The organism is Pseudomonas sp. GD03875, from assembly GCF_029840585.1.
GTDB classification, from domain to species: Bacteria; Pseudomonadota; Gammaproteobacteria; order Pseudomonadales; family Pseudomonadaceae; genus Aquipseudomonas; species Aquipseudomonas paralcaligenes.
The window spans coordinates 132,415-156,814 of record NZ_JAOCCV010000010.1 but is presented as its reverse complement, the minus strand read 5'-3'; the positions used below and the strand labels follow the sequence as shown (position 1 = coordinate 156,814).

Here is a 24,400-nt window from a genome sequence, read left to right as displayed (position 1 = left end):
TTACTGCCCTGACATCAGCCCACCCTGGAGCCTCATCCATGTCATTGCAGTGCCCTCGCTGTCGCTCTTCCCAGATTGAATCCACCCATTCCGCCATGACCATCGGCGCCGCCATCGGTACTGTCGGCGGTGCCGCCCGTGGCGCCAGTGCAGCCCTCACCGGCAGTCAGGCCGGTGCCGTGATCGGTGCAGTGGCAGGCCCGCTAGGGATCACGCTCGGTGCTTTATCGGGAGCAGTGCTCGGCGGTCTCGTTGGCGGTGCCGGCGGCTGTGTCCTGGGCGCTCAGCTCGGTGACCAGTTGGACCGTCATGTTCTCGCCCACAACCTCTGCCTGGCCTGTGGTCACCGCTTCAACCTGCCGGCCTGATCAGGCTTTATCGCTCTCCGCTTTTCGGACTCCGCCCTTCTCTCTCGCTTCACTCTCTCATCCAACTTTGCCGGTGCTGCGCCTTGCGCAGCGCTTATGCCGGCTCGCACCCAAAGGAAAATCCTCATGGCACATCTCATCGAGCAAATGGCCTACGTTGGCGCCGCCCCCTGGCATGGCCTGGGCAGCCGCCTGTCCCCGAAACAACCCATCGAAACCTGGCAGCATGAAGCCGGTATGGACTGGCAGATTCTGGAAAGTCCTGTCCACTTCAAGTCGGATTCGGTGGGCCACCTAGGCAGCATCCACTCTTTCCCCGAGCAGAAGGTCCTGTTCCGCTCCGATACCAAGGCTCCCCTGTCGGTGGTGTCCAGCCGTTACCACACCGTCCAGCCTCGCGAGGTACTGGAGTTCTATCGCGACCTCACCCAGGTCTCCGGCTACGAGCTGGAAACGGCTGGTGTGCTCAAGGGTGGTCGCAAGTTCTGGGCTTTGGCCAGGACCGGCCAAGGCACTGCGATCAAGGGCAACGATCAGGTCAACGGCTACCTGCTGCTGGCCACGTCCTGCGACGGCACCCTGGCAACCACGGCCACACCAACGACCGTGCGCGTGGTCTGCAACAACACCCTGACCATCGCCCTCGATGGCACCAGTCGTGCGATCAAGGTGCCGCACAACACCCGCTTCGATCCGAAGGCCGTCAAAAAGCAACTCGGCATCGCCGTCTCGCAATGGGACGACTTCATGTACCGCATGCGCATGCTGGCTGAGCGCAAGGTGCAGTGGCATGAAGCACTGGGCTTCTTCATGAACGTGCTCTGCGAAACCAATCCGACCGGCAACCTACCTGAGGTTCTGCCCAACGAGCGCGCCCTGCGCAAGGTCCAGGAGCTGTACGACGGCCGTGGTCGTGGTTCAGATCTGGAATCAGCACGCGGTACCGCCTGGGGCCTGCTCAATGCCGTGACCGAGTACGTCGACCACCAGCGACGGGCACGCAGCAACGAATATCGCATGGACTCGGCCTGGTTCGGCCAGGGCGCACAGATCAAGCAACGTGCGCTCGATGCGGCGCTGCACATGGTCGCCTGATCACCGGATTTTCCTACTTCCTCCCTCCCATAACGCCCGGTCAGCGTCGTGCTGGTCGGGCGTTGTGCTGTCTGCAAGGAACAGAACATGGCAACGCCCTCGACCAATACACCTCAACCGAAAACCCGCCCTGCCCTGCGCCTGGTCACCACCAAGGCCATGCCACGCGCAGAGTGGCTCGATGTCCGCAAGCGCGGGATCGGCAGCTCCGACGCCGCCGCAGCCGTGGGCCTCAATCCGTACAAATCGCAATTGGAACTGTGGCTGGAAAAGACCGGCCGCGATGCAGGTCTACCCAAGCCGGATCCGCAGGACGAAAGCACTGCCACCTACTGGGGCACGGTGCTGGAACCCATCGTCGCGGCGCACTACCGCAAGCGCACCGGCCGGCGGGTACGTCGGGTCAATGCGGTGCTGCAGCATCCGGATCCTGACCTGTCCTGGATGCTGGCCAACATCGACCGCGAAGTGATTGGCGCCCAGGACGTGCAGATCCTCGAGTGCAAGACCGCCGGCATAAACGGCGCACGCCTCTGGAGAGAAGGCGTACCGGAGTATGTGCAGTTGCAAGTGATGCACCAGTTGGCCGTGACCGGTAAACAGGCGGCGGATGTGGCCGTGCTGATCGGCGGACAGGCACTGGAGATTCACCGCATCGAGCGTGACGAGCTGATGATCGCTCGGCTGATCGAGCTGGAAAGGCGCTTCTGGCAGTACGTGGTGACCGATACTCCGCCGCCGGCCGACGGCTCTGACTCTGCTGATCAGGCGTTACGTTGCCTCTACCCGCAGGACTCCGGCAAGACCGTGGACTTCAGCCACAACCCGGTACTGACCCTGGCCTATGTCGAACTCAAGGCGCTGCGCAACAGCATCGCCCAGCAGCAAGAGCGCGAAGCCCTGCTCAAGCAGACCCTGCAACAGGCCATGGGCGATGCCACCCGGGCCAGGTTCGGCAGCGGCCAGATCACCTGGAAGAAAGCCAAGGACAGCGTGGGCTTCGACCTGGAGCGTCTGCTGAAGGACAAGCCCTACCTGCAGGCCAAGTATCCGCTCAGCAAACCGGGTAGCCGGCGCTTTCTGATCACCTGAGCAGTCTGCTTCGCGCGTTCGTTGTTCTTCGCTTCACTGCTCCGTCCCACTCCACTTCAAAACTCCTCTTCCCCCTTGGCCATCCGGGCGTTGCTGCCTGGGTGGCCTTTTTTCATTCAGGAGAACCACCATGCTGAAAGGCCTGGCGATCACCCCGCCCGTGCTCGGGCGGATTTCCATCGGCAAGGTTGTCGAGAAAGATGGCAAACGTCTGCCGGAGAAGGATGACCAGTTCACCATCACCTCCCAGGTACAGGGCAGGGATGGCTGGTTACTGCACCCACTCAATGACGAGCTGCGCCAGGGTCAGCAAGACCCGCAAAACAAGCTGCGTAGCATTCCCATCCGGCTACTGTTCAACGAGCCGGAGCTCAACTTCCGCGCCGAGTACACCCTGTTCGATCGGCTGACCGGACGGCCGATCTGTGTGGGCAACGGCGAGACCTGCAAGCGCCGCACGGCCGACGGCATCGCGTCGTTGCCCTGCCCTTCGCCTGATGGTTGTCCGCTCGCTCAGCGTGGCGCCTGCAAACCCTATGGCCGACTCAACGTGGTCATCGGGGATGAGGATCCGCTGGGCAGCTTCGTGTTCCGCACTACGGGCTTCAACAGCATCCGTACGCTGGCTGCGCGTCTGCAGTACCTGAAAGCGCTTTCCGGCAACCGGCTTGCGTGCCTGCCCTTGGAGCTACGGCTACGTGGCAAGTCGACCCGCCAGAGCCATGGCACACCGATCTTCTACGCCGACATCACCCTTCGCAGTGGCACGAGCCTGGAAGACGCTTTGCTGGCCGCCAGGCAACTGGATGAGGCGCGCCAGTCCGCTGGGTTCGATCAGGGCTCGCTGGATGAGGCCGCACGCTACGGATTCGCCAACGGCGCTTTCGAGGACAGCGAGGAAGAAGGTCGGGCCATCGTCGAGGAGTTCTTTCCGGCTGAAGGTGGCGGCGAATCCTCACCAAGCAAACCGGCCCGGACTTCTACAAAGCACACCTTGGCCGAGAAGCTGGAAGCCCGATCCCAGCGGCAGGGCCTTTCACTCAACCCACCCTTACCGGCTCCTGGAGCAAGCCATGAAACTGCACAAGCTGAAGGCCGGTGAGACCACCGGCACCTACCTGGTCGAATCCCCTGTCACCGAAGCCGACATCCTGCTGATGGCAAAGCAGCTGGCGAGCCTGCGACTGCGTCGAGGGCGAGCACTCACCTCTCCGAGTGAGGTCTTCGTGCATCTGCAGACCTTGCTGGAAGCGTATGAGCATGAGGTCTTCGCCTTGCTGCTGCTCGACAGCAAGCATCGGATCATCGCCTTTCATGAGCTGTTTCGCGGCTCACTGGATGCGGCGAGCGTTTACCCCCGGGAGGTCGTCAAGGTCTCCCTGAAGCACAACGCCGCCGCCGTGATTCTGGTGCACAACCATCCCACTACCCCCTCAATGATCACGTTCGATCACGCTGAATACCGCTGAATCATCAATGAAATAGCCGCTTTTCGCGCATTGCGTACAGGGGGCGGTTATGGCAAATTGGGAGCGGTTAGAGGGGTTGAAAGCGGCTTTCCGATCCCAGCAAACGATCCCCGTTTCTCCTCGACCGATCCCAGTTGCGGAACAGGAGAAAACGCCATGCCAAGCCTGACCGACACCGCGATCCGACATGCGTTGAAGCGGGTTGAGCTAAGCCAGAAGCAGGAAAATCTCGCCGATGGCGAAGGCCGCGGCACCGGTCGCCTCGTGCTTGTCCTCAAGCCCATGCCGAAGCGCGTCACAGCGGACTGGATGGCGCAGCAGTGGCGTGACGGAAAGCGGACCAAAAAGAAGCTCGGCGCGTACCCTTCCATGTCGCTCGCTCAGGCGCGCGAGATGTTCAAGCGCGACTTCGCCGACGTCATCCAGAGGGGCCGGAGCATCAAAATTGCGACCGATACGCGTCCCGGCACGGTCGCCGATCTGTTCGAAGGCTATGTTGCCGCGCTCAAGGACGCGGGGAAGCCGTCCTGGAAGGAAACGGAAAAGGGCCTCAACAAGATCGCCGATACGCTCGGACGTAACCGCCTCGCCCGCGAGATCGAGGCCGAGGAGATCATCGAGCTGATACGGCCGATTTACGAGCGCGGCGCGAAATCAATGGCCGATCATGTCCGCTCCTATCTCCATGCGGCATTCAGTTGGGGCATGAAGTCCGACAACGACTATCGGCAGCAGTCTTCTCGGCGCTTCCGGCTTCCGTTCAACCCGGCAACCGGCATTCCTACCGAGCCGAAGGTCCAAGGCACGCGTTGGCTCGACGAAGACGAGTTTGTTCAGCTCTATTGCTGGCTGGACCACCCCGACACGCCGGTTCACCCCTCCTATCCACGAGCAGTGCAACTCATCATGCTGACCGGCCAACGCGTCGAGGAGATTGCGCGGCTTCATGTCGATCAATGGGACGCCAAGGAGCGGATCATAGACTGGTCGAAAACTAAGAACCTCCAGCCGCACGCCGTCCCTGTACCGTTGCTCGCCGCTGAACTGATCGAATCGATCAAGCCGAACGAGTACGGCTGGTTCTTCCCCTCCGCGAAGGACCCGTCCAAGCCGGTCAGCCACGGCACTCTGTACAGCTTTGTCTGGCGGCAGAGAGATCGCGGCGTGATCCCGTATGCGACAAACCGCGATCTTCGCCGCACGTTCAAGACGCTCGCCGGCAAGGCAGGCGTGCCAAAGGAAATTCGCGATCGCCTGCAGAACCACGCGCTGCAAGATGTCAGTTCCAAGCACTACGACCGCTGGCACTACATGGTCGAGAAACGCGCCGGCATGGCGAAATGGGATAAATTCGTCCGCGCCATGCTGGCGAAGAAGCGCCTGAAAGCGGCCGCATGACCTCTCGGCCGCCGAAACCCGTCCATTCTCGGCGAGCGAAGGCTTCCGCTCCCTCGACCGAGGTCAATGCACACACCTACGCCGCGTTCGTCGGAGTCCTGAAGCAGAAGATCGCCGCTGCCCGCCACCGGGCCGGCCTGTCCGTCAATCGCGAGCTGGTGGTGCTCTATTGGACCATCGGTCGCGATATTCTGAGTCGGCAGGAGCGCGAGGGATGGGGCGCCAGGGTCATCGACCGGCTGTCGGAGGACCTCCGCCAAGCCTTTCCCGAGATGACCGGACTTTCAGCCCGAAACCTGAAATATATGCGCACCTTCGCAGAGGCCTGGCCCGACGGCGAATTTGTGCAGCAGCTTGCTGCACAATTGCCATGGGGCCACAACATGCTCCTTCTCGATGCCACCACGGCATCTGAAGAACGCGCTTGGTATGCCCGGCAGACAATTGAGCACGGCTGGAGCCGGAACGTTCTCGCCCACCAGATCGCAAGCAATCTCTTCGCCCGTCAAGGAAGCGCGCTGACCAACTTCTCGCAGACACTTCCGGCCGAGCAATCCGAGCTGGCCCAGCAGATTCTCAAAGACCCCTATACGTTCGACTTCCTCTCGCTTGGCCCCGATATGCTAGAGCGCGATCTCGAACGCGGCCTGATCGAACACCTCCGCTCGCTCATCCTCGAACTCGGCAAGGGCTTCGCCTTCGTCGGCAGCCAGTACCATCTCGAAGTCGGCGGGCAGGATTATTACCTCGACCTGCTGTTCTACCATCTGCGACTGCGCTGCTTCGTGGTGATCGAGCTGAAGATCGAGGATTTCAAACCCGAGTTCGCGGGCAAGATGAATTTCTATCTGTCGGCCGTGGACGAGCAATTGCGCCATCCCGACGACAAGCCGACGATCGGCATCATCCTGTGCAAGGGACGCAACGAGGTGATCGTCGAGTACTCCTTGCGAGATTCGAGCAAGCCGATGGGGGTGGCTCAATATCAACTTTCGCAGGCGCTCCCTCCTCAGCTCCAAGAAGATCTTCCGACGGTCGAGGAGCTTGGGCGGGAATTCCCGCTCATGTCGGTCGTCAAGCTTCGTATCGAAATCGAGCGCGCCCTGCGTGAACTCGTCGTCGCTAAGGGCATCGATCCGCGTCGGATGGGCATCTCGCAGATGCTCGGCAAACTGCAAGGCCTGGGAGTTTCTCCAGCCAGCATCAGGCAAATGCACGGCGTCGTGCAATCCATGCTCGAGGCATCGCACGGCGTGGATGTCGACTCGGACGCGGCCAAGCGGGCCGTGGAAATCGGCACGGCTTTCCTTGCTGATCTCAGGACAATAAACGCCGACGACTGACCACTCCACGAAGAACACCAATATTGATAAGTAGTGTGTAATCGCGTCGCTCGATCGGCGCATACGATCAAGGCGCCGGGGAAGGCAAATGCCAGCAACTGCATTTTCTATAAGGTTCGCGCGCGAACTCGACGTTGACCAGCTCGCGACCCTGATGACCGGCGCACAACCAACGCAGGACCGCGACGGGGCTGAACTTCTAAGCGGGTTTGGCGATGCGATCCGCGCCGATATTCAATGCTCATCGTGCGGCAAATTCGGTGCTGGCGTCGTTCGATCGGCAAGATCGCGGGCCTCTAAGGCGGTTCTCCGACAGGCACATTTCAGATTTGTCGATCCCAGCGGCGGCGACGCCCATCATCCGTTCTGTGAATTCTACGGCGACGACGAAACGCGCTCGACTCAGGATAGCCTTCTCGACTTCGGATCAGAAAAGAGCGCGGAAACGCGCGCGATTCGGCTTCTCGTCTGCAAGGGCATAGAGCAGGGTATCTTTGACCAACGTCGCATCCGGGACATGCGGCAGTGGTTTTTCGATCTCAAGTCCGCCACCCGCTTCACGGTGTCCTTGCCGCTAGAGGCGATCCCATGGACACAGGCGCTACAGCGACATCCCTACCATCAGCGCTGGCCGTTCCACCCATCCCACGGCGACATGCCGGCCTTCGATTGGAAAGCCGCCGCGAAGAAGCAATTCACCGAAAAGCACCTCGATCTGTTCGATCTGGTGAAAGGCGGCATCCTGCCTTTCGAAGAGGCGACGTGGCGACAGGCGGCCGAGCTCGCCCGGAAAAACCATGGGCGCGAGGTTTTCGACGCCACCAAACTCCAGCCCTACTATGAGGCCGCGATCTCGCTCTGCACCTTCGTCGCTGCGAACGGTGGCATCGATTTCGGCAAACGACATCGCGAAATTTATCGATGGAAAGGCGCTCCACCCGTTTTGCTTGCCCTCTGCGCGCTGGTGTTGTTCGTCTCCGATTGGAACATGAACGCCGCGACCACAGCCTTCGCGAAGCTGTTGGCCGCGCCGCCGCCCAGCGATCTCGTGCTCGGCAACGTCATTGGACTCAATCCCTTTCACGACTATGGCGCGTGGCGTCTCGTCATTGCGTCCTCCGAGGTCGCCGCCAGAAGCCCAAACGGCCTGGATTACGGGGCCCGGCTAGCAGCCATCGAGGCGGAGCTGCGCGAGCAGCATCGCCTATGGAAGAGCGAACAGCCCCGCGGCTAGGCCTGCCACCTGAGGAATAGCGTATGACCGTCGAATGGACGCCAGTGTTCGTCCTACCCAACGTGCCCCTCGACCAGGCCGTCGACTGCGAGATCGCGGCGATCGCGCCGGCTCATGACCCTCGCGTCAAGGCCCTGAAGCGCGCCCATCCGACGTTCAAGCAATTCCTCAATCGCTTCTCGGATAATTTCGGAGAGAAGTTCGAGCCGGCCGTCCTCCTACTCGATGCCGATGCGCCACCAAGCTTCCGCACCGTCGCCGCCCTGGGAAGTTTCCGAGACACCGTCGCACTGTCGGCCATCACCCACGGGCGCGCTATGGAGCTTCGCTATCCGCGCGGGCACCGCGTTCTGTTCGGCGAGGCCTTCGCGATCTACCCGTGGATGCTCGACCGGCACTACAAGGACGTCATTGGCAGCACACCGGCCATCCTCGGCACGCATATGGTGTCTAGCTTCCGAGGCCAGTCATCACCGACCATCTTCCGCACGCCGCTCGCGGCGAGCGACATCGACGAACCACTGCTCAGCGCGCTGTTGGCACGTTGGCGCCGCCGATATGGGGCCCATGAGCCGGCATGGGAGGACGTGGCGCTGATGCGTTCTCTCAACATGGCCTACCAGGCTTCGCTGCTGCCTGCCGGGACCGACACGACGTTCTATGATGTCGGCCGGATCGTCTCGCTCTGGGTCAGCGCTTTTGAAATTCTGGTTCACCCGGGCGGAAGCGGTCAGGCGGATCGCAAAAAGGTGTTCGAACTGATCGAGCGGACGCGGTGGGCGATTCCGGCCAGCGGCCAGCTCGCACATGACACCGGCGGGAAGACGAAGGTGAAACGGACTCTGGCGTCATGGCTGGTCGAGACGCTCTATGTTTGCCGAAACGATTTCCTTCACGGCAATCCCGTGGACCGGAGCACGCTGCTGCTCGCCACGCCTCAGCGCACCATCTTCGAGTACGCCGCGCCGCTCTACAGGATCGCGCTCACAGCCTTCCTGCCGCTCACATACGACGCGCCGATTCCGTCAAAGGAGAACCCTGAAGCCTTGGGCGAATACATCGCCGATCGCATGACGTTCATGCACCTGCAGAAAGCGGCCGAAGAGGGATTACTGACCGCGACGCAGCCGCCGCCCATTCCAGGCACGCGCCGCCCCCGGATCATACGACCGGCTGGAAACATCTAGCGGTGCAGCTTCGCCACTGCCCTCCCTTGCTCGCTCTCGGTCTCATCGCCGCCTCGCCCGCGACGCACATCATTGATGGCGACACCTTCACGCTCGGCGGCGAGCGCGTTCGGCTGTGGGGCATAGATGCACCCGAAGCCCTCCAGATCTGCCAAGACGCCGCTGGTCGTGGCTTCAGATGCGGGGAAGTGGCGCGTGAGCGCCTGATCGCCCTGATCGGCGGCCGATCCGTGGATTGCCGGCAAAAAGACCGAGACGGCTATGGCCGGATGGTCGCCCAGTGCAAAGTCGCGGGCCATAACCTTGGCGAGGCCATGATCCGCGAAGGCTGGGCGGTCGAATACCGCCAGTTCAGCCGAGGAGCCTATGCCGCTGCCGAGCGGGAGGCCCGGTCGGCCAAGCGCGGCCTCTGGGCTGGAACGTTCGAACCGCCCGACCATTGGCGCGCCGACGCCCGAGCGGAGCGACCGGCTCCGCAGTCCCCGCCAGGGTCCTGCATACTGAAGGGCAACATCAACGCCAAAGGTCGCAAGATCTTTCACACACCTGGCCAGCGAGACTACGGCGTCACGGTGATTGACACCGCGCACGGCGAGCGCTGGTTCTGCAGCGCGGCGGAAGCGATCGCGGCGGGTTGGACTCCCGCCGCCCGCTGAGGAGCATGGGTGCGTCTCACGCCATTCTCGGTGCTTGCGTCCGCCCGCGCTCAATACACTATGAGATCAATTCTATCTCACCGGCTTCGAACCAACCTTGTCTGATCATTGCGTCGCGCGCGAGCGCGGGATCAGCTGCGTAATACACAACGGCAAGGCTCTCTTCAGCGCGGCTGCAGGTCACGTAAAACAGCCGTCGCGTCCTATCGATCGTTGTCTCCTTGCCGGCAGCTTCATTATCAAGATCCGTCTTGCTCTTCGCCTTTGTCGCGAAAAGCTTGTCGTAAGCAAACATGAAACCGCGGGCTTCATCGTCGCTAACAACAACCATCACCCTTGGAAATTCTAGCCCTTTTACCCCCTGATGCGTGTCGAACTGCGAGAGGCCCCGAACGTAGCGATCATATCGCTCGATCTGGTCGAACGGCGCCTCAAGCGCCAACCGCCAACCGCCCAACTCGCTTTTGACATCGACTTCTTCTTCTTGGTCGTCGGCGTCGCCGGCTGCGTCACCCTCGCCTTCCACGACGACGGCATCGGCGGCGGAAAACGGAACGAGCACCTCTGGTATCGTGAAGAGGTTAGCTTCGGCGACATAGCGCAAGACCGAGCGCGCGGTCGGCTTCTCATCCTCGTTCACCAAGGCCAGCAGGCCATCGCAAGCAGCCTTGACCTCGCTGAGAAGGCCAACCTGCTTCTCGCCTGCAGCTTCAAGCGCCTTGCGCTCGAGGAGTGGAGATGTGCGCCGAACGACCGCAGCGACAGCAAACCGATCTCCCGAGCGCAGGGCCGTGACCAGCGGCAGTATCTCGCGCGTGAAAAGTCCGATGCCCGCCCCCGTCCCTTGTAGAAAGCTCGTGCGGATGCGCTCGACCGCATAGAGAGGCTCGAAGAATTGTTCGAAGCCAAACCGGCGTGCGGACATCAGGTGCTCCAGCGCCAGCGTCTTGATCGCCTCTGCTCCCGCCGCCCAGCTCGGATCGCCAGTGAGCTCTGCCATTCGCGCCGCCACGGTGGCCTCTGCGGCGCTCTTGTCAGCTATTGACTGCGAGACGACGAACAGCCGAACAACACCCTGTTTCGCATCGCTCCGCGGCTGCTGTTCCTCGTCATCCTCATCTCGTCTGATTTTGTTGATGAGCGTAATAACCCGCGTGGGACAACGATGGTTCATCCGCTTCCTCGGCCTAGCCCAGGCCTGCGGGATCGCCTCCGCTAAACGCTCCTTACCGTCGGCGTAAATGCGCTGCATCGTGTCGCCAAAGAGTCCCAGGCAAAAGGCCTCGCGATATCCCGCCTCGACATCGAGCAGCGCATCCATGAGCCTCCGGCTCGTATCCTGGCTCTCGTCGATCAGAAGAATGGGGAAGCGGGTCACCAGCAGCCGGCGCAAACCCGGCTTCGCGCCGAGAAAATCGGAGGTCATGGCGATGACCTCTGCGTGACTCAGAGCGTCTCTGGTGCGGTTGTCGCCCGTCGGGCTGTAAACAAACCGCGTAATTTCGGCGAGGTTGTCGCGGCGACGCCGCTTGCTCTCTATCGAGCGAGCCCGGTCCGACGCAGCTTTGCTGTTTGCCCGACCCTTCGCCTGTGCTTCTTCCAGCTCCGCGATATCCGCCAGGAGCCGAGTTGACAGCCACCCGCGAATATCACCGTCGTAACCGGCAATCAGCGACCACGCGAATGCGTGAATGGTCGACACCTCTACGCGAGGATCGAACTCGAGCCGTTGCTTGATCTCGTCGCAGGCGGCATTGGTATAGGTAATCACCCCGATCTTCTGACCAGATAGCGACAACCGCCGCCCCTGCTCCTTACACACCGTCCGTATCGCCTCGACCAGCGAGCGCGTCTTGCCCGAGCCGGCGCCGGCATAGAGAAAGAAGCTCCTCGGCTTATCGACGTTCAGGCAGGCGAGGATCGTTTCATCGGCTTCGGAATCGAATTTGTCGTCGACCGCGCTCATGCGTCGGCCCCCTCGATTTCAGCGACGACATGCTCTTCGACCGGCGAGTCAGCCTCAATCTCCTCCTCGGGCGGTGCCTCTTTGACCAGAGGCAGAATCTCAACCTGCTTTTTCTTGAGCTGCGCAAGTAGCCATTCTAGTCCCTCGGCGATGTAGCGCGGCACGACGATCGTGTCGAAATTCTCAACCTCCATAACGTCAAGCGCAAACTCAGCTTTCTTGCCGTTCTTGAGAGCGAGGTACATTTTCCCGCCGATCGCGGCCGCCCCACCACCATCAGCGATCGCATCGCGAAACTTGCGGACCAGGCCAGTGCCATCCAGTTCGGCGAAGAAGCTGAGATTCTCGAACGCCAGTGCGTCCTCAAACGTATAAGGATATGCGACCTCCGGTCCGACAATACCCAGGGATGTCAGACCCAACGGGATCTGATACGCGGCCCGCACAGCAAATAGCGGGTCGTCGTCCTCATGTAGCGTCTTCGTCGCGGCATCAGCTCGCATCAACTCATCGACGTCGTCGAGCTTTGGCACCCATGTCTTCAACGTCGCATTGTTGGTTTTCTGACTAGCACCTTTCGCGGGTGGGACGGAGGCGCCCCCCGTTTTATCCAGCGTATCCAGGTCAGTGATAATAAGGGTCAGCAAGCCGAGATGATCAATCAAAGGCTTGAGACGATGCGCGTGGCTTCCTCCAATCTCAAGCAGGGTGATGTAGCATTGGTTGAGCTCGTCATAGTGCGCCCGGATGAAATTGGGGACGAGCATACGTTCCGCTGGCCCCTCCACCAAAATGGCCGCGTCGGCGAAGAACAGATCCGCGTGCTGGGCCCGAAGATATCGGGTCACGAAACGCTCCGTCTCACTGCCCGGACCAAAAACCTCCGACAGATTGATAACAGTGGAGACCGGCACTTTCGCGGCCATACCCGCAGGCAGCCGCCGGAAGTAGCGCAGGCAAGAGAACGACGTCTCATGCGCGACATGGCTCGAATGGGTGCTGACAACCAATTGGGTGCGCAGCTTTTGGTCGTCACCAAGGTCCTCGTGCGCACGCAGCACCGCGTAAGCCTTCTTGATGAAGACTTGCTGGACCTGCGCGTGCAAATGCGCTTCCGGTTCCTCGACCAGAACGAGATGGAGAGGCTCGGTCGTGGTCACCGTCGCACCGGTTGATGCCTTCCCGACGCGCATCCAGGCGTCACGGAAGCTCATCAACCGGAATATCATCGAGATCAGGTTTTGATAGCCGAGGCCGTTATTCGCCTCGGGCAACCGCAACACGGGCGTCGCCGCGCCGTCCTCGGCAATGACGTCCACTTCGAAGCTGATCGCCGCATTGTGGTTGAGACCGTCGATAGCCTTCAGGCGCGTCGAGACGCGCGGACGCGGATCGGTCACGCCAGGGTATCCCATGCCCTCGACCTCGGTGAACGCTGCCTTGAAACTCTCGGTCAGCCGCTGGTCGAACGCGTCCTGGGCGGCTTCTATCGCCTGCAACGCGCCGAGGTCCTTCGGATCAGGTCCCTTCGTCGGGTCGAGGTGCTTGGCGTAGTAGCTTCTGAGCTGATCGGACAGCCGACTGCCACTTGCCGACACCGGGGCGTCCTCCTCCTCAGCAGCCTGCTGTTCCTCACCGAAGCCCCTCTGCGCCGGGATATCATGGACACGGATCAAGCCGCTCAGCGGGTCCCCGTCGATCGGCCGAGAACCGCCCGGAAGGACCTGCGGACGCGCCAGAGACTTTGCGGGGGCGACAAGCTGACCCGGATCCAGGGAATAGGCCCGAATGGTGAAGTGCGTGGACAAACGTTTACTCAGGAAATCGACCAGACTCTCGGGCCAGATCGTCAGCTTAGGCGGAGTGGCGGGTGGATCAGCGTCAGGATTCTCCGCCGTGGCGGCCGCGGCGGCTGCTGCCCTCATCGTCTCGGCATCGCTCACCGCCCCCATGTACTCCTTGTACAAGAGCGCAAGATCCTTCGGCTCATAGCGCAATCGGACGCCGAGTCGTCCCCCCTCCCAATCCAAGGTCGGGATGAGGTCGCGAACGTGGTGCATCTCCCCCGCTTCGACATGCAGCCACAGATCCAGCGTCGGCAACGCGCTCACCCAGGGGTCAACGACGAGGTCTACGATTTCCTCAGCGTTTCGGGCAGCGATCCACGCCTCGCCCAGGGCAATGATCGTGGGCCAATGACACAACGTGAAATCGTGCATCTCGAACGGGCAGCGGCGCGGCGACAGGAAGCGCCGTAGCGCAAGCATCGCCGATGTCTTACCGCTATTGTTCGCCCCAACGAAGAGTGTGGTCGTGGTAGATAGATCAACCCTTGTCGACAACAACTTCCTGAAATTGGCGATCTCTAGAAATTCAATATGCACTGCCAGATTCCCCCAATCCTGGTCCGCGGTAGTTACATCCGCATATCCTTTTTCGCGTTATACTTATCTTGACCGATGGCGACAGTCACTGAACGCACCGCTTACGCGTCCGCGCGTGGCCACCTCATCTTGCCGCGGCCAATTCGCAACACGTCCACCAGCGTGGTCCGGCCAGGAATTCGACCTGAGAAAAGACTCGGCTTTGGATCGACGGCGGGCTTCTTGAACTGGAACAACGGCCGGTAGTCCGGCGTCGCGAGCCAAGTCTGTCCGTCCCCAGCATCCGTGATGATCCGATACAAGCCAGGCCCGGGCGCTCGCTCGCCAGCGGGCACATCGAGAAGGCGCTTGTTGGGCTCGACGTTCCACTTCTGAATGCCGCCACTCAGGGCTTCGGTTCTAAACCGCGCCCAGAGCGCCGCGGTATCCGGCGTCGGCCAATCGCCCAGATCGGTGAATGCGGTAATCTCATCGGATTCCAGCCAAGCTCGCATCTCGGCCGGCGTCACAAAGATGGGCTCGGCACTCTCGATCGCGGCTATCGCAGCGCGACGCGACGGCAAGCCAGCGCGGATCAACATCGACATCATAAACCGCGGCACGCCAGTCTCGAGCGCGGCCGCCCCGCCACCGGGAATGATGTCTGGCGACCATCCGAGCGAAAGGCGCCGCGTGCGGATCGCCTCGAGCGCCCAGACCAGCCGATAGGTGAAGGCTTCCTCGACAACCCGCATATTGTCGGGGCCGATCTCGGCCACCTCCGCACCCGACACCCACTGGCGGAGAATCCTTCGCCAATCTGCCGGGAGCGCGTTTCTTTTGTCGGGAATGAATGGGCGCATGACCAACAGCCGCTCGGCCAGACCAGAAAGCGCGTCGGCGAGTTCATCGACATCACCCGGCAGCGACGCGGCATCGGCTCGATCCACTAGCGCTCCCAACTCGTCCGCCATCGCATCTATAGCCAGGCCCGCCTCAAGGCCGACACCCATCGCGAAATGGCCCTTGCGCGCCTGCGGCGTCGTCACGCTCCAAATCAGATGGGCGCGAGCCTCGAAGACCTTCCGATGCTGCGCCACTGTTGCTTCGCCTTCGCGAGCGATCTGGCGCGCCCAAAGCGACCCCTGCAACGCCTCATCCAGCAAACGCGGCAGATCCGCTCGATCAGCATCCAGGGCTTCGATCAAACCGAAGACGGTCGCATCAAGGCGCTCGACGAGTTGGGACAGCGGCTCTTCTTCTATGTTTTCCTCTTCGTCGCCGCCGCTATCCCCTTCCTCGCCTTCGTCTTCGTTCTCGTCATCATCGTCGGCGCCCGGATCAGCCAGTTCGGCGGCCACCGCGGCTTCTTCCGCCTCTGATTTCCAACCGTCCCTTGAGTTCGCCAGATACTCCCAGGCGTCAGCTCGCGCGAGAATGCCTTCGCGCGTCAGGCGCTCCAGGATCTCTGCGACGATCTGAATCAGGCCGCTTTGCAACGTCCGCGCCTTCGACGAGGCGACCAGTTGGCGCCACTCGCCGCTGCGCCAGTCAACCCGATCGAACATCACGTGGACGATGAGGCCCTCGACGTCGACAAACGCTCGGCCAGCTCGACCGGCGACGTTCGCGAACTCCTCGCCGGTGATGAGCTCCCCAGAACGGTAGAGCGCCGGCACGAGCAGCACCGCCGCGTTGAGGTTGAGGCCCTGAGACAACGTCGGAGACGCGACGATCACCTTCAGCACACCCTCCGATAGGAGGACCTCCAGCTCGCGCAGAAATGGGCTAGGCAGGCGACCGTGATGGATGGCGACACCGACCTTCAGACTGGCAACGGCGGGATGATCCTCGCCTAGCCATTCTTTCCCGACTTCCAGCGCCCTTGCGATCGGGCCTTCGTCTTCGAGAAGCGGCTCCAGATAGCCTCTGCGGCACAGGTCGACCACCCGCTTGCCGTAGCCCTCGACCCAATTGGCCTGCGTAGAGAAGATCAGGGTCCGTTTGCCCTGACCGGCAAACTCCCACGCGGCGAACAAGGCGAGATGACCGGCCTCGCGCGGGTACGGCTTTTTCTCCCGACCAAGGGGCGGCTTTTGAACGACAAATCGATCGATGAACGGTCCATTCGCTGTAAGATCGAGTGTCAGGCGGGCATCGAGCCCGCGCCATGTCAGCATGCCGAAACGCTGGCGCGTCGGCCGCCAGTCCGACCGCACGGGTTCGCCGGGCTGATCGGATCGTATCCACGCGGTCAGATCGTCAAGCTCATCGCCGCTCGGAAGGATGGCCGACAGGCACACGATCCGCCGGTCGGCGGCGTCACCACGCCGGAGCAAGCGCTGAACCAGCGTTTCGTAGCGGATTTCGCGCTCGCTCGGGCCGATCATATGGCCTTCGTCGAGAACGATCAGGCCGACGTCGTCGATCAAACTTGGGTCGCTTCGAAGCGCGAAGTCGAGTTTTTCAGGCGTCGCGATGATGATCTCTCGCGACCGCAGCGCGTCCTCGTCCCCAGCGGACAATCCGCTTGCGCCGTAGAGCGACGAAACGCTGAAGCCCAAGGGCGCGAATGTCTTGCGGAACGAGCGCTCCGTCTGCGCTGAGAGCGCCCGCAGCGGCGTGACGATCAGGACGCGACGCGCAGCCGATAGCGTCATCATCGCGGCGATCTCAGCAACGCGCGTCTTTCCGGCGCTGGTCGGAAGCGCCACAACGAGATCGTCGGTCATATCCGTCGATCGACGCGCCGCTTCACGCTGCGACGGCCACAGCTCGACCTCGGAACTCTTGCGCGCGAACAGCGAGCCGATGAAAAGCTGCCGAAGCTCGGGATAGCGCTCTTCGGCTCCGTCCGGCGGATCGATCGGCAGATTTTGGTGCAGCGAATGCGACCAAAGATCATCGATCAGATGGCGGCAGAGGTTCGAGGTCCACCAGAGCGGCACGTTCTGGGCGTTGTCCGCCAGACTGATGGCGGTGGCCAGCAGGCTGCGGGCCGTCTCCAGCGGCTCCTCATCGCCGGTGGCAAGCGCAAACTCGAAGTTAGCCAAGGCGCGGCAGATCGTAGTGTTGAGGATCGTTGCCAGCACTTCGTCGGGATCGGCTTCCTCGCCGCGCAGCTCGGCCGACATCTGCGCATCGCCATGCGCTTCGTCATTCAGCCAGTCGCGGACATAGCCGCGGAGCCGATCAAGGTCCCGCAGTATGAGCAACATGACGGCTGTCTCGCCGGGCGCAGCGTTGAGATCGCCAGGCACTTCGTTGAACAGCGAGTACGCAACGGCCGAATAGCCGGCGAGATGATAGGCGGCCGCCGCGATTGTCCTGCGAAACCCACGATCCGGCGCTTCCGGGTCTCCATTGCGGACGAGAGCTTCGAACGCGTTGGCCGCTCGCTCGAAAGCCTTGCTGGTAAGCGGCGATGCGCCTTCGACGGTGCGAAGCGCCATCGCGCCACGCAGCAGCGCGAAACCGTGCTCAGCCAAGTCCGTCTCGATCGTCGCGCCCAGCGCTGGCGCGTCGGCCGGCAACACGCCATCGCTCCGGATCAACGACCAAGCGGCTCCTCGGTAGAGCAACCGACGCAGAATTCCGTCCTGGGTGGCGGCGGTCAGAAAAGTCCGCAGTTCGTCAATCGTTTCCAAGGTCTTCCGCCTCTTCGTACATCTCCTTGATGAAGTCCTGGTGGTCCTCGATGCGGAGGTTCACCACGAACTGGTCGCGGTTGGTAGTCGCCGCGTCGAGGTCCTCTTTCAGCGCGGCCGGCGGCGCGTTGCCCGACATTGTGAACAGCATGTGGTCAATGCGGCCCGCGCGCGGCACTTTCAGACCTATCTCATCGCGGATCGCCCGCCCGAGCGCGACGTCTTCGGCCTCGTTGCTTTCCAGCAAGCGATTAGCGACGAACAACAGCGAGTCTGGCGTGCATCGCCCGCTGTCCCGATTGAGAACCTTGCGCGCCGCCGTGACGGTCGCTTTACCCAAGACGCGATTGCTTTTCGCTTCGCCCTTGAGGAGCCACAGTTCGCCGTCGTCACCAGCCCCATATCCGGCGCCGATGAAGTCGTCGCCTCGCATCGCCATATTGCGTCCGTCCTTGTAGCGGAGCCGGCGAACAGGAACGCGGAGGCCGATTCCTTCCTCAACAAGCTCGGTCGCAAGAATCTCACCGAGATCGCCAGAGCGTCCCTTTGCCGTCTGCGGAAGCTGCGCGCGGAGGATTTCGGCGGCGCCCTCATAGCCCAGGCGCGCAACATCATCCGCAATGCGATCAAGCCGGTCGTAATGAGAGCGGACAGTCTCCGCCAGCGACTCGCGGATAGCATCACGCCCGCCAGCTTTTTCGACGAGGCACCAATACTCTTTGCGCTCGTCTTTTTCTTTCGTGGTATCGCACCACTCTTCGTACAACGGCACGTCGCGCCTCCCCAACGACGCTGACGAACAAACTCTACTTTCGTCCCTTGAACGACTACGTCGTGCCGGTCGTTGGAAGGTTGTGCCTCGCGCCCAATTCTGATTCACACATCATACACTCAGAGCGTGTCCACGTCGCTAGAGAGTTGGGCGCACAGCGAAAGACGCAGCGGTCGCCAAATCAATACGACTTGTTCGACTGCAACCCTTGCTCCGGATGAAAGGCGCTTGACTCTTAGCCGCCAAAGAGAGAACAAATGGAGAACATGATGACGAAGCTCTTCCCGGAGGTCAACAGGAAGCTTGCGGCCGGAGCCCGCCATAGAATTCTTGCGCGCGCAGATCGAAAAGATCGAAGGCAGAAGCCGGCGCGCCAGATCGGTTCTCCCCTTCGGGATCACCGAGGTGGATTCGCGACTACCTGGCGGCGGCCTCGCGCTCGGCGCGCTGCATGAGATAGCCGGCGGCGGTAATGGCGCCGTCGATGGCGCGGCGGCAGCATCATTCAGCGCAGGCCTCGCCGCTCGCACCAAGGGCAAAATCCTTTGGTGCATCACGCGCGCAGACCTTTTCGCGCCGGCCATCGCCCAGGCGGGCCTCGCGAGCGATCGGGTGATCTACCTCGAAGCTGGCGACGACAAGACTGTGCTCGCCTGCATGGAAGAAGGATTGCGCCACGGCGGCCTCGGGGCTGTCATCGGCGAGGTCGCCCGCCTTTCCATGACGGCCTCACGGCGGCTCCAGTTGGCTGCAGAGGGCACCGGATCGCTCGGCATCGCCCTGCGGCGCTGGCGGCGACAGACGGAAGCGACGGATTTCGGGCAGCCTACCGCGGCGATGACGCGCTGGCGCGTCTCCGTGCTGCCCTCGACGCCGCTACCGGTTCCCGGCGTAGGCCGCGCCCGCTGGCTGGTTGAACTCATCCGCGCGCGAGCGGGCGAAAGTGCAGATTTCGAGTTGGAGGCGTGCGATGACACGGGTCGTCTCGCTCTTCCTGCCGAGCTGGTCCACGGACCGGCTTCGGCGGAAGGCTGGCGACGCGGCGCCTCCGGCTGAGGCGCCGCTCGTCCTGATTGGCCGCGACGGGAACAGGCGGGTGGTGCTGGCGGCGGATGCTGCGGCCCGGGCCGCCGGCCTGCGCGCCGGCATGCCCGTCACCAAGGCGCAAGTGCTGGTGCCCGGCCTCATTGTGCAAGATGCCGATCCCGCTGCCGACGCCGAGGCGCTTGAGCGTCTCGCGGTGTGGCTTCTCCGGTATGCACCAATCGTCGCCCCCGATCCGCACGACGGCCTCATCATCGACTCGACAGGCGCTGATCATCTCCACGGCGGCGAGACTGTCATGCTGGACGGCTTGATCGGGCGCCTCGCCATGTCCGGGATCTCCGCGAGAGGCGCGATCGCCGACACCTGGGGAGCAGCCCATGCGCTGGCCCGATTTTCAGCGCTGCCGACTGTCATCGCGCCCGAGGGGCACGGCCCGTCCGTCTTGGAGCGGTTGCCGCTTGAGGCGTTGCGCATTCCGGCCCCCACTGTCGCCGCACTGCGCACGCTCGGCTTCCGAACGGTCGGCGATCTTCTGGCGCAGCCGCGCGCGCCGCTCACCCTTCGCTTCGGACCAGAACTCGGCCGACGCTTGGACCAGGCCTTGGGCATTGCAGCCGAACTTATCGAGCCGGTCCGCCCGGCCGATCTCATAGAGGTACGCCGTGCCTTCGCCGAGCCGATCGGCGCGGCAGAGACCATCGCCCGTTACATCGGCAAGCTCGTCACCCAGCTCTGCGAACGTCTGGAGGCAGGCGGCCTCGGCGCTCGCCGGCTCGATCTCATCTGCCACCGCGTCGACAGCCGAGCCCAGGCCGTGCGGGTCGGCATGGCCACGCCGGTCCGCGATGTGAAGCGGCTGACGCGCCTCCTGTGCGACAAGATCGAGACCATCTCGCCCGGCTTCGGCATCGAGGTGATGACCCTCGCCGCAAGCGTCGCTGAGCCGCTTGAGTGCAAGCAGATCGTCAGCTCGCTGGTCGAAGAGAGCACCCCGGACGTCTCCGATCTAATTGACACCTTGATGAACCGCGTGGGCGAGCGTGCCCTCTATCGGCTTGCACCGGTCGCCAGCGATGTTCCGGAGCGATCTGTCTGTCGTATCCCGGCGATAGCGGCCGATACGGGAGCGGGCTGGCCCGGCCATTGGCCGCGGCCCTCCCGCCTTCTGCCGGCCCCTGAGCCGGTCGAGACCGTGGCGTTGCTTCCCGACCATCCGCCGGTGTCTTTCACCTGGCGCGGCATCCGCCGCCGCCTTCGGCGTGGCGACGGGCCGGAGCGCGTGTTTGGCGAATGGTGGAAGCGCGATGCCGAGTTGGTTGCCGTCCGCGACTATTTCCGGGTCGAGGACGACGCCGGCGAACGCTACTGGCTGTTTCGCGCCGGCGACGGCGAGGACACCGCCACAGGCTCGCACCGCTGGTTCATTCACGGGGTCTTCGGATGAGCGAGCCCCGCTACGTCGAGCTTCAGGTCACTTCGCATTTCAGCTTTCTCCGGGGGGCCTCGTCTTGCGAGGAGTTGTTCGCCCAAGCCGCGCTCGCCGGGATCGAAGCGCTGGCCGTGGTGGACCGGAATTCGCTCGCCGGCATCGTCCGGGCCCACGAAGCGGCGAAGACGACCGGGGTTCGTCTGATTGTCGGCTGCCGTCTCGACCTCACCGACGGCATGTCGGTGCTGGTTTATCCAACCGACCGACCCGCTTATTCCCGTCTGTGCCGGCTTCTGTCGCTCGGCAAGCGGCGCGGCGGAAAGGCGAAGTGCGTGCTCGAATGGCAGGACCTCGTCGCCTACGGCGAAGGCTTGATCGCCGTTCTCGTGCCGGATCTCGCCGACGAGGAATGCGGCCTTCGGCTGCGCCGCCTGCGCGACGCGTTCGGCGATCGGGCCTACCTGGCGCTGACGCTGCGCCGTCGGCCCAATGACCAGCTCCGCCTTCATGAGCTGTCGAACCTGGCCACCCAGATGCGAGTTGCGACCGTGGTGACGAACGACGTCCTCTTCCATGAGCCCGCCCGCCGGATCCTCCAGGACGTCGTCACCTGCATCCGGCACAATGTCACGATCGACACGATCGGCGACCGCCGGGAGCGTCACGCCGATCGGTACATCAAGCCGCCCGAGGAGATGCACCGTCTCTTCAGCCGCTATCCCGAAGCGCTCGCCCGAACCCTGCAGATCGCAGCCCGCTGCCGCTTCAATCTCGACGAGCTGGCCTATCAATATCCCGAGGAACGCGACGATCCTGCCCTTACACCGCAGGAGACGCTGGCGAAGCTCACCTGGGAAGGCGCCACCGAGCGCTACCCAGAAGGCGTGCCTGACAGTGTGACTGCCGCGCTTCAACATGAGCTGCGGTTGATTGAGAAGCTCGACTACGCGCCGTATTTCTTGACCGTGAATTCGATCGTCCGCTTCGCGCGATCGAAGGACATCCTTTGCCAAGGTCGCGGCTCGGCGGCCAACTCGGCGGTCTGCTACGTCCTCGGCATCACGTCGATCGATCCCGGCCGCAATGATCTTCTCTTCGAGCGCTTCGTGTCCGAGGAACGCCGGGAGCCGCCAGATATCGACGTCGATTTCGAACACGAGCGGCGCGAGATCGTCATGCAGTGGGTGTTCGACACCTACGGCCGCGACCATGCCGCGCTCTGTTCGACTGTCATCCGCTATCGCACCAAAGGCGCGCTGCGGGATGTCGGCAAGGCGCTAGGCCTGCCAGAGGATCTGATCGGCACCTTGTCGTCGCAGGTCTGGGCCTGGTCGGAGGAAGGCGTGGAACAGAAGCATGTCGAGGAGCTGAACCTCAATCTTGCCGATCGCCGCCTTCGCCTGACGCTCGATCTCGCTCGGCAGCTCATGGGCGCACCGCGCCATCTCAGCCAGCATCCAGGCGGTTTCGTGCTGACCCACGACAGGCTCGACGACCTTGTACCGATCGAGCCGGCCGCGATGAAGGACCGGCAGGTCATTGAATGGGACAAGGACGATATCGACGCCCTGAAGTTCATGAAGGTCGACGCCCTGGCGCTCGGAATGCTGACCTGCATGAAGAAGGGGCTGGATCTCCTGGCCGAGCACAAGGGCGTCAATCTCGATCTCGCCGCCATCCCAGCCGAGGACCCGCGCACCTACGCGATGATCCGCAAGGCGGACACGCTCGGGACCTTCCAGATCGAGAGCCGGGCACAGATGTCGATGCTGCTGCGTCTGAAGCCGCGCACCTATTACGATCTCGTCGTGCAGGTCGCGATCGTCAGGCCCGGTCCGATCCAGGGCGACATGGTGCACCCCTATCTTCGTCGCCGGGAGGGCCTTGAGCCCGTCCACTACCCGAAGCCCGAGCTGGAGAAGGTGCTCGGCAAGACGCTCGGCGTGCCGCTCTTTCAGGAGCAGGCAATGCGTGTCGCCATCGAATGCGCCGGCTTCACTCCCGGCGAGGCCGATATGCTTCGCAAGTCGATGGCCACCTTCAAGTTCACCGGCGGCGTCTCCCATTTCCGCGACAAGCTGATCGCCGGCATGGTGGCTAATGGCTATGAGCAGGCGTTCGCCGAGCAGACTTTCAAGCAGCTTGAGGGCTTCGGCAGTTACGGATTCCCGGAAAGCCACGCAGCCTCTTTTGCGCTGATCGCCTATGCCTCGGCCTGGCTGAAATGCTGGCACCCGGAAATCTTCTGCGCCGCATTGCTGAACAGCCAGCCCATGGGCTTCTACGCGCCGGCCCAGATCGTCCGCGACGCGCGCAATCATGGCGTCGAGATCCGTCCGGTCTGCGCCAACGCCTCCCGATGGGACTGCACGCTCGAGCCCACCGGCACCGATGAGCGGTTCGCCGTTCGCCTCGGTATGCGCATGGTCAAAGGGCTCGCCAACGGCCACGGCGCGGCGATCGTCACGGCCAGGGCGGACCAGCCCTTCGGCTCAGTGGACGATCTCTGGCGCCGTGCCGGCGTGCCCGTCGCGGCGCTCACTCAGATCGCCGAAGCGGACGGGTTTCGCCCGCCCTTCGGCCTCGCCCGTCGTGAGGCCCTATGGGCGATCAAGGCTCTGCGCGACGAGCCTCTCCCGCTCTTCGCCGCCGCGTCGGCCCGCGAGGAAGAGATCGTGCCCGAGGTTGCCGAGCCGGCCGTCATCTTGCGCCCGATGACGGCGGGCGGTGAAGTCGTCGAGGACTACCGGCATGTCAGCCTGTCGCTACGCGACCATCCGGTCTCGTTCCTGCGCCCGGAGCTGCGCCGCCGTCGTATGGTCTCCTGCCAAGAGGCGATGGATGCAAAGGAGGGCCGGTGGCTGGAGGCTGCCGGCATCGTGCTGGTGCGGCAACGTCCCGGCAGTGCCAAGGGCGTCATGTTCATCACGCTCGAAGATGAGAGCGGGATCGCCAACCTCGTGGTCTGGCCCAAGGTCTTCGAGCAGAACCGCCGCACCATTCTGTCGGCCGGCATGATCGCGGTGCGCGGGCGCGTTCAGCGGGAGGGCGAAGTGGTCCATCTTGTCGCCCACAGGCTGACCGATCTCTCCGCCGAGTTGGCCAGCGTTGGCGAGCGCGACACGGCCTTTCCATTGCCGCATGGGCGCGGCGACGAATTCCACCATGGTTCGCCAACCCCGGACCCTCGCGGTCAGCCGCCGCGAACGGTTCGACCGCGCGACATCTACATCCCCGACCTGCACATTGATACGATCAAGGTGAAGACGCGCGATTTCAGATAAAGACGGAGAATAGTTCCCCGCGCGACTCACCCCGCGACATGGCCGGTCTC

The 24,400-nt window shown here is 62.8% G+C and carries 16 protein-coding genes and 1 pseudogene; 13 read left to right on the top strand and 4 right to left on the bottom strand.

The features are described from left to right. Nucleotides 1–95 precede the first annotated feature (95 nt). From N5D30_RS11775 to N5D30_RS11730, 10 genes and pseudogenes are all read left to right on the top strand, one after another. A complete protein-coding gene (locus N5D30_RS11775) occupies nucleotides 96–368 on the top strand; it encodes a hypothetical protein (RefSeq protein ID WP_279909132.1) in 273 nt (90 codons plus the stop codon). Between the two features lie 126 nt (nucleotides 369–494). Further along, nucleotides 495–1,463, top strand: a complete 969-nt coding sequence (locus N5D30_RS11770) for a DUF932 domain-containing protein (protein WP_279909103.1) — start codon at nucleotides 495–497, stop codon at nucleotides 1,461–1,463. A gap of 87 nt (nucleotides 1,464–1,550) precedes the next feature. Further along, the gene (locus N5D30_RS11765) at nucleotides 1,551–2,555 is read left to right on the top strand and encodes a lambda-exonuclease family protein (protein ID WP_279909102.1); all 1,005 of its coding nucleotides are present in this window, start codon (nucleotides 1,551–1,553) and stop codon (nucleotides 2,553–2,555) included. A gap of 130 nt (nucleotides 2,556–2,685) precedes the next feature. Continuing rightward, entirely contained in the window at nucleotides 2,686–3,657 is a 972-nt protein-coding gene (locus N5D30_RS11760) for a hydrolase or metal-binding protein (RefSeq protein ID WP_279909101.1), read from the top strand. Beyond that, a pseudogene (locus N5D30_RS11755) lies at nucleotides 3,629–3,982 on the top strand (JAB domain-containing protein); the annotation flags it as partial. The gene N5D30_RS11760 and the pseudogene N5D30_RS11755, both read left to right, overlap by 29 nt. A gap of 198 nt (nucleotides 3,983–4,180) precedes the next feature. After that, nucleotides 4,181–5,422, top strand: a complete 1,242-nt coding sequence (locus N5D30_RS11750; protein WP_088217391.1) for a site-specific integrase — start codon at nucleotides 4,181–4,183, stop codon at nucleotides 5,420–5,422. Then, nucleotides 5,419–6,765, top strand: a complete 1,347-nt coding sequence (locus tag N5D30_RS11745) for a PDDEXK nuclease domain-containing protein (protein ID WP_094513803.1) — start codon at nucleotides 5,419–5,421, stop codon at nucleotides 6,763–6,765. The genes N5D30_RS11750 and N5D30_RS11745 overlap by 4 nt, the downstream gene beginning before the upstream one ends. Before the next feature lie 88 nt (nucleotides 6,766–6,853). Next, nucleotides 6,854–7,999 carry a hypothetical protein gene (locus tag N5D30_RS11740; protein ID WP_088217388.1) on the top strand — a complete coding sequence of 382 codons (1,146 nt, stop codon included), beginning with the start codon at nucleotides 6,854–6,856 and terminating at the stop codon, nucleotides 7,997–7,999. Nucleotides 8,000–8,022: 23 nt separating this feature from the next. Next, nucleotides 8,023–9,186, top strand: coding sequence for a hypothetical protein (locus N5D30_RS11735; RefSeq protein WP_088217387.1), 1,164 nt, complete (start codon nucleotides 8,023–8,025; stop codon nucleotides 9,184–9,186). Nucleotides 9,187–9,188: 2 nt separating this feature from the next. Beyond that, entirely contained in the window at nucleotides 9,189–9,842 is a 654-nt protein-coding gene (locus N5D30_RS11730; protein WP_217872224.1) for a thermonuclease family protein, read from the top strand. 58 nt (nucleotides 9,843–9,900) lie between these two features. On the opposite strand, the gene N5D30_RS11725 is transcribed toward N5D30_RS11730, so the two are convergent. From N5D30_RS11725 to N5D30_RS11710, 4 genes are all read right to left on the bottom strand, one after another. Further along, nucleotides 9,901–11,808 carry a UvrD-helicase domain-containing protein gene (locus N5D30_RS11725; protein ID WP_088217386.1) on the bottom strand — a complete coding sequence of 636 codons (1,908 nt, stop codon included), beginning with the start codon at nucleotides 11,806–11,808 and terminating at the stop codon, nucleotides 9,901–9,903. Further along, complete coding sequence (locus N5D30_RS11720) at nucleotides 11,805–14,192, bottom strand: AAA family ATPase (protein WP_088217385.1); 2,388 nt, start codon at nucleotides 14,190–14,192, stop codon at nucleotides 11,805–11,807. Before N5D30_RS11720 ends, N5D30_RS11725 begins: the two co-directional genes overlap by 4 nt. A gap of 101 nt (nucleotides 14,193–14,293) precedes the next feature. Further along, complete coding sequence (locus N5D30_RS11715) at nucleotides 14,294–17,818, bottom strand: DEAD/DEAH box helicase (protein ID WP_088217384.1); 3,525 nt, start codon at nucleotides 17,816–17,818, stop codon at nucleotides 14,294–14,296. Continuing rightward, the gene (locus N5D30_RS11710; RefSeq protein WP_088217383.1) at nucleotides 17,805–18,590 is read right to left on the bottom strand and encodes a Hachiman antiphage defense system protein HamA; all 786 of its coding nucleotides are present in this window, start codon (nucleotides 18,588–18,590) and stop codon (nucleotides 17,805–17,807) included. Before N5D30_RS11710 ends, N5D30_RS11715 begins: the two co-directional genes overlap by 14 nt. 330 nt (nucleotides 18,591–18,920) lie before the next feature. On the opposite strand from N5D30_RS11710, the gene N5D30_RS11705 reads away from it, so the two are divergent. From N5D30_RS11705 to N5D30_RS11695, 3 genes are read left to right on the top strand one after another with little or no spacing between them, the layout of a single operon-like run. Further along, a complete protein-coding gene (locus N5D30_RS11705) occupies nucleotides 18,921–19,646 on the top strand; it encodes a damage-inducible protein (protein ID WP_223850347.1) in 726 nt (241 codons plus the stop codon). Continuing rightward, a complete protein-coding gene (locus tag N5D30_RS11700; RefSeq protein WP_088217381.1) occupies nucleotides 19,561–21,081 on the top strand; it encodes a DNA polymerase Y family protein in 1,521 nt (506 codons plus the stop codon). Before N5D30_RS11705 ends, N5D30_RS11700 begins: the two co-directional genes overlap by 86 nt. Then, the gene (locus N5D30_RS11695) at nucleotides 21,078–24,350 is read left to right on the top strand and encodes an error-prone DNA polymerase (RefSeq protein ID WP_088217380.1); all 3,273 of its coding nucleotides are present in this window, start codon (nucleotides 21,078–21,080) and stop codon (nucleotides 24,348–24,350) included. Before N5D30_RS11700 ends, N5D30_RS11695 begins: the two co-directional genes overlap by 4 nt. Nucleotides 24,351–24,400: the final 50 nt, after the last annotated feature.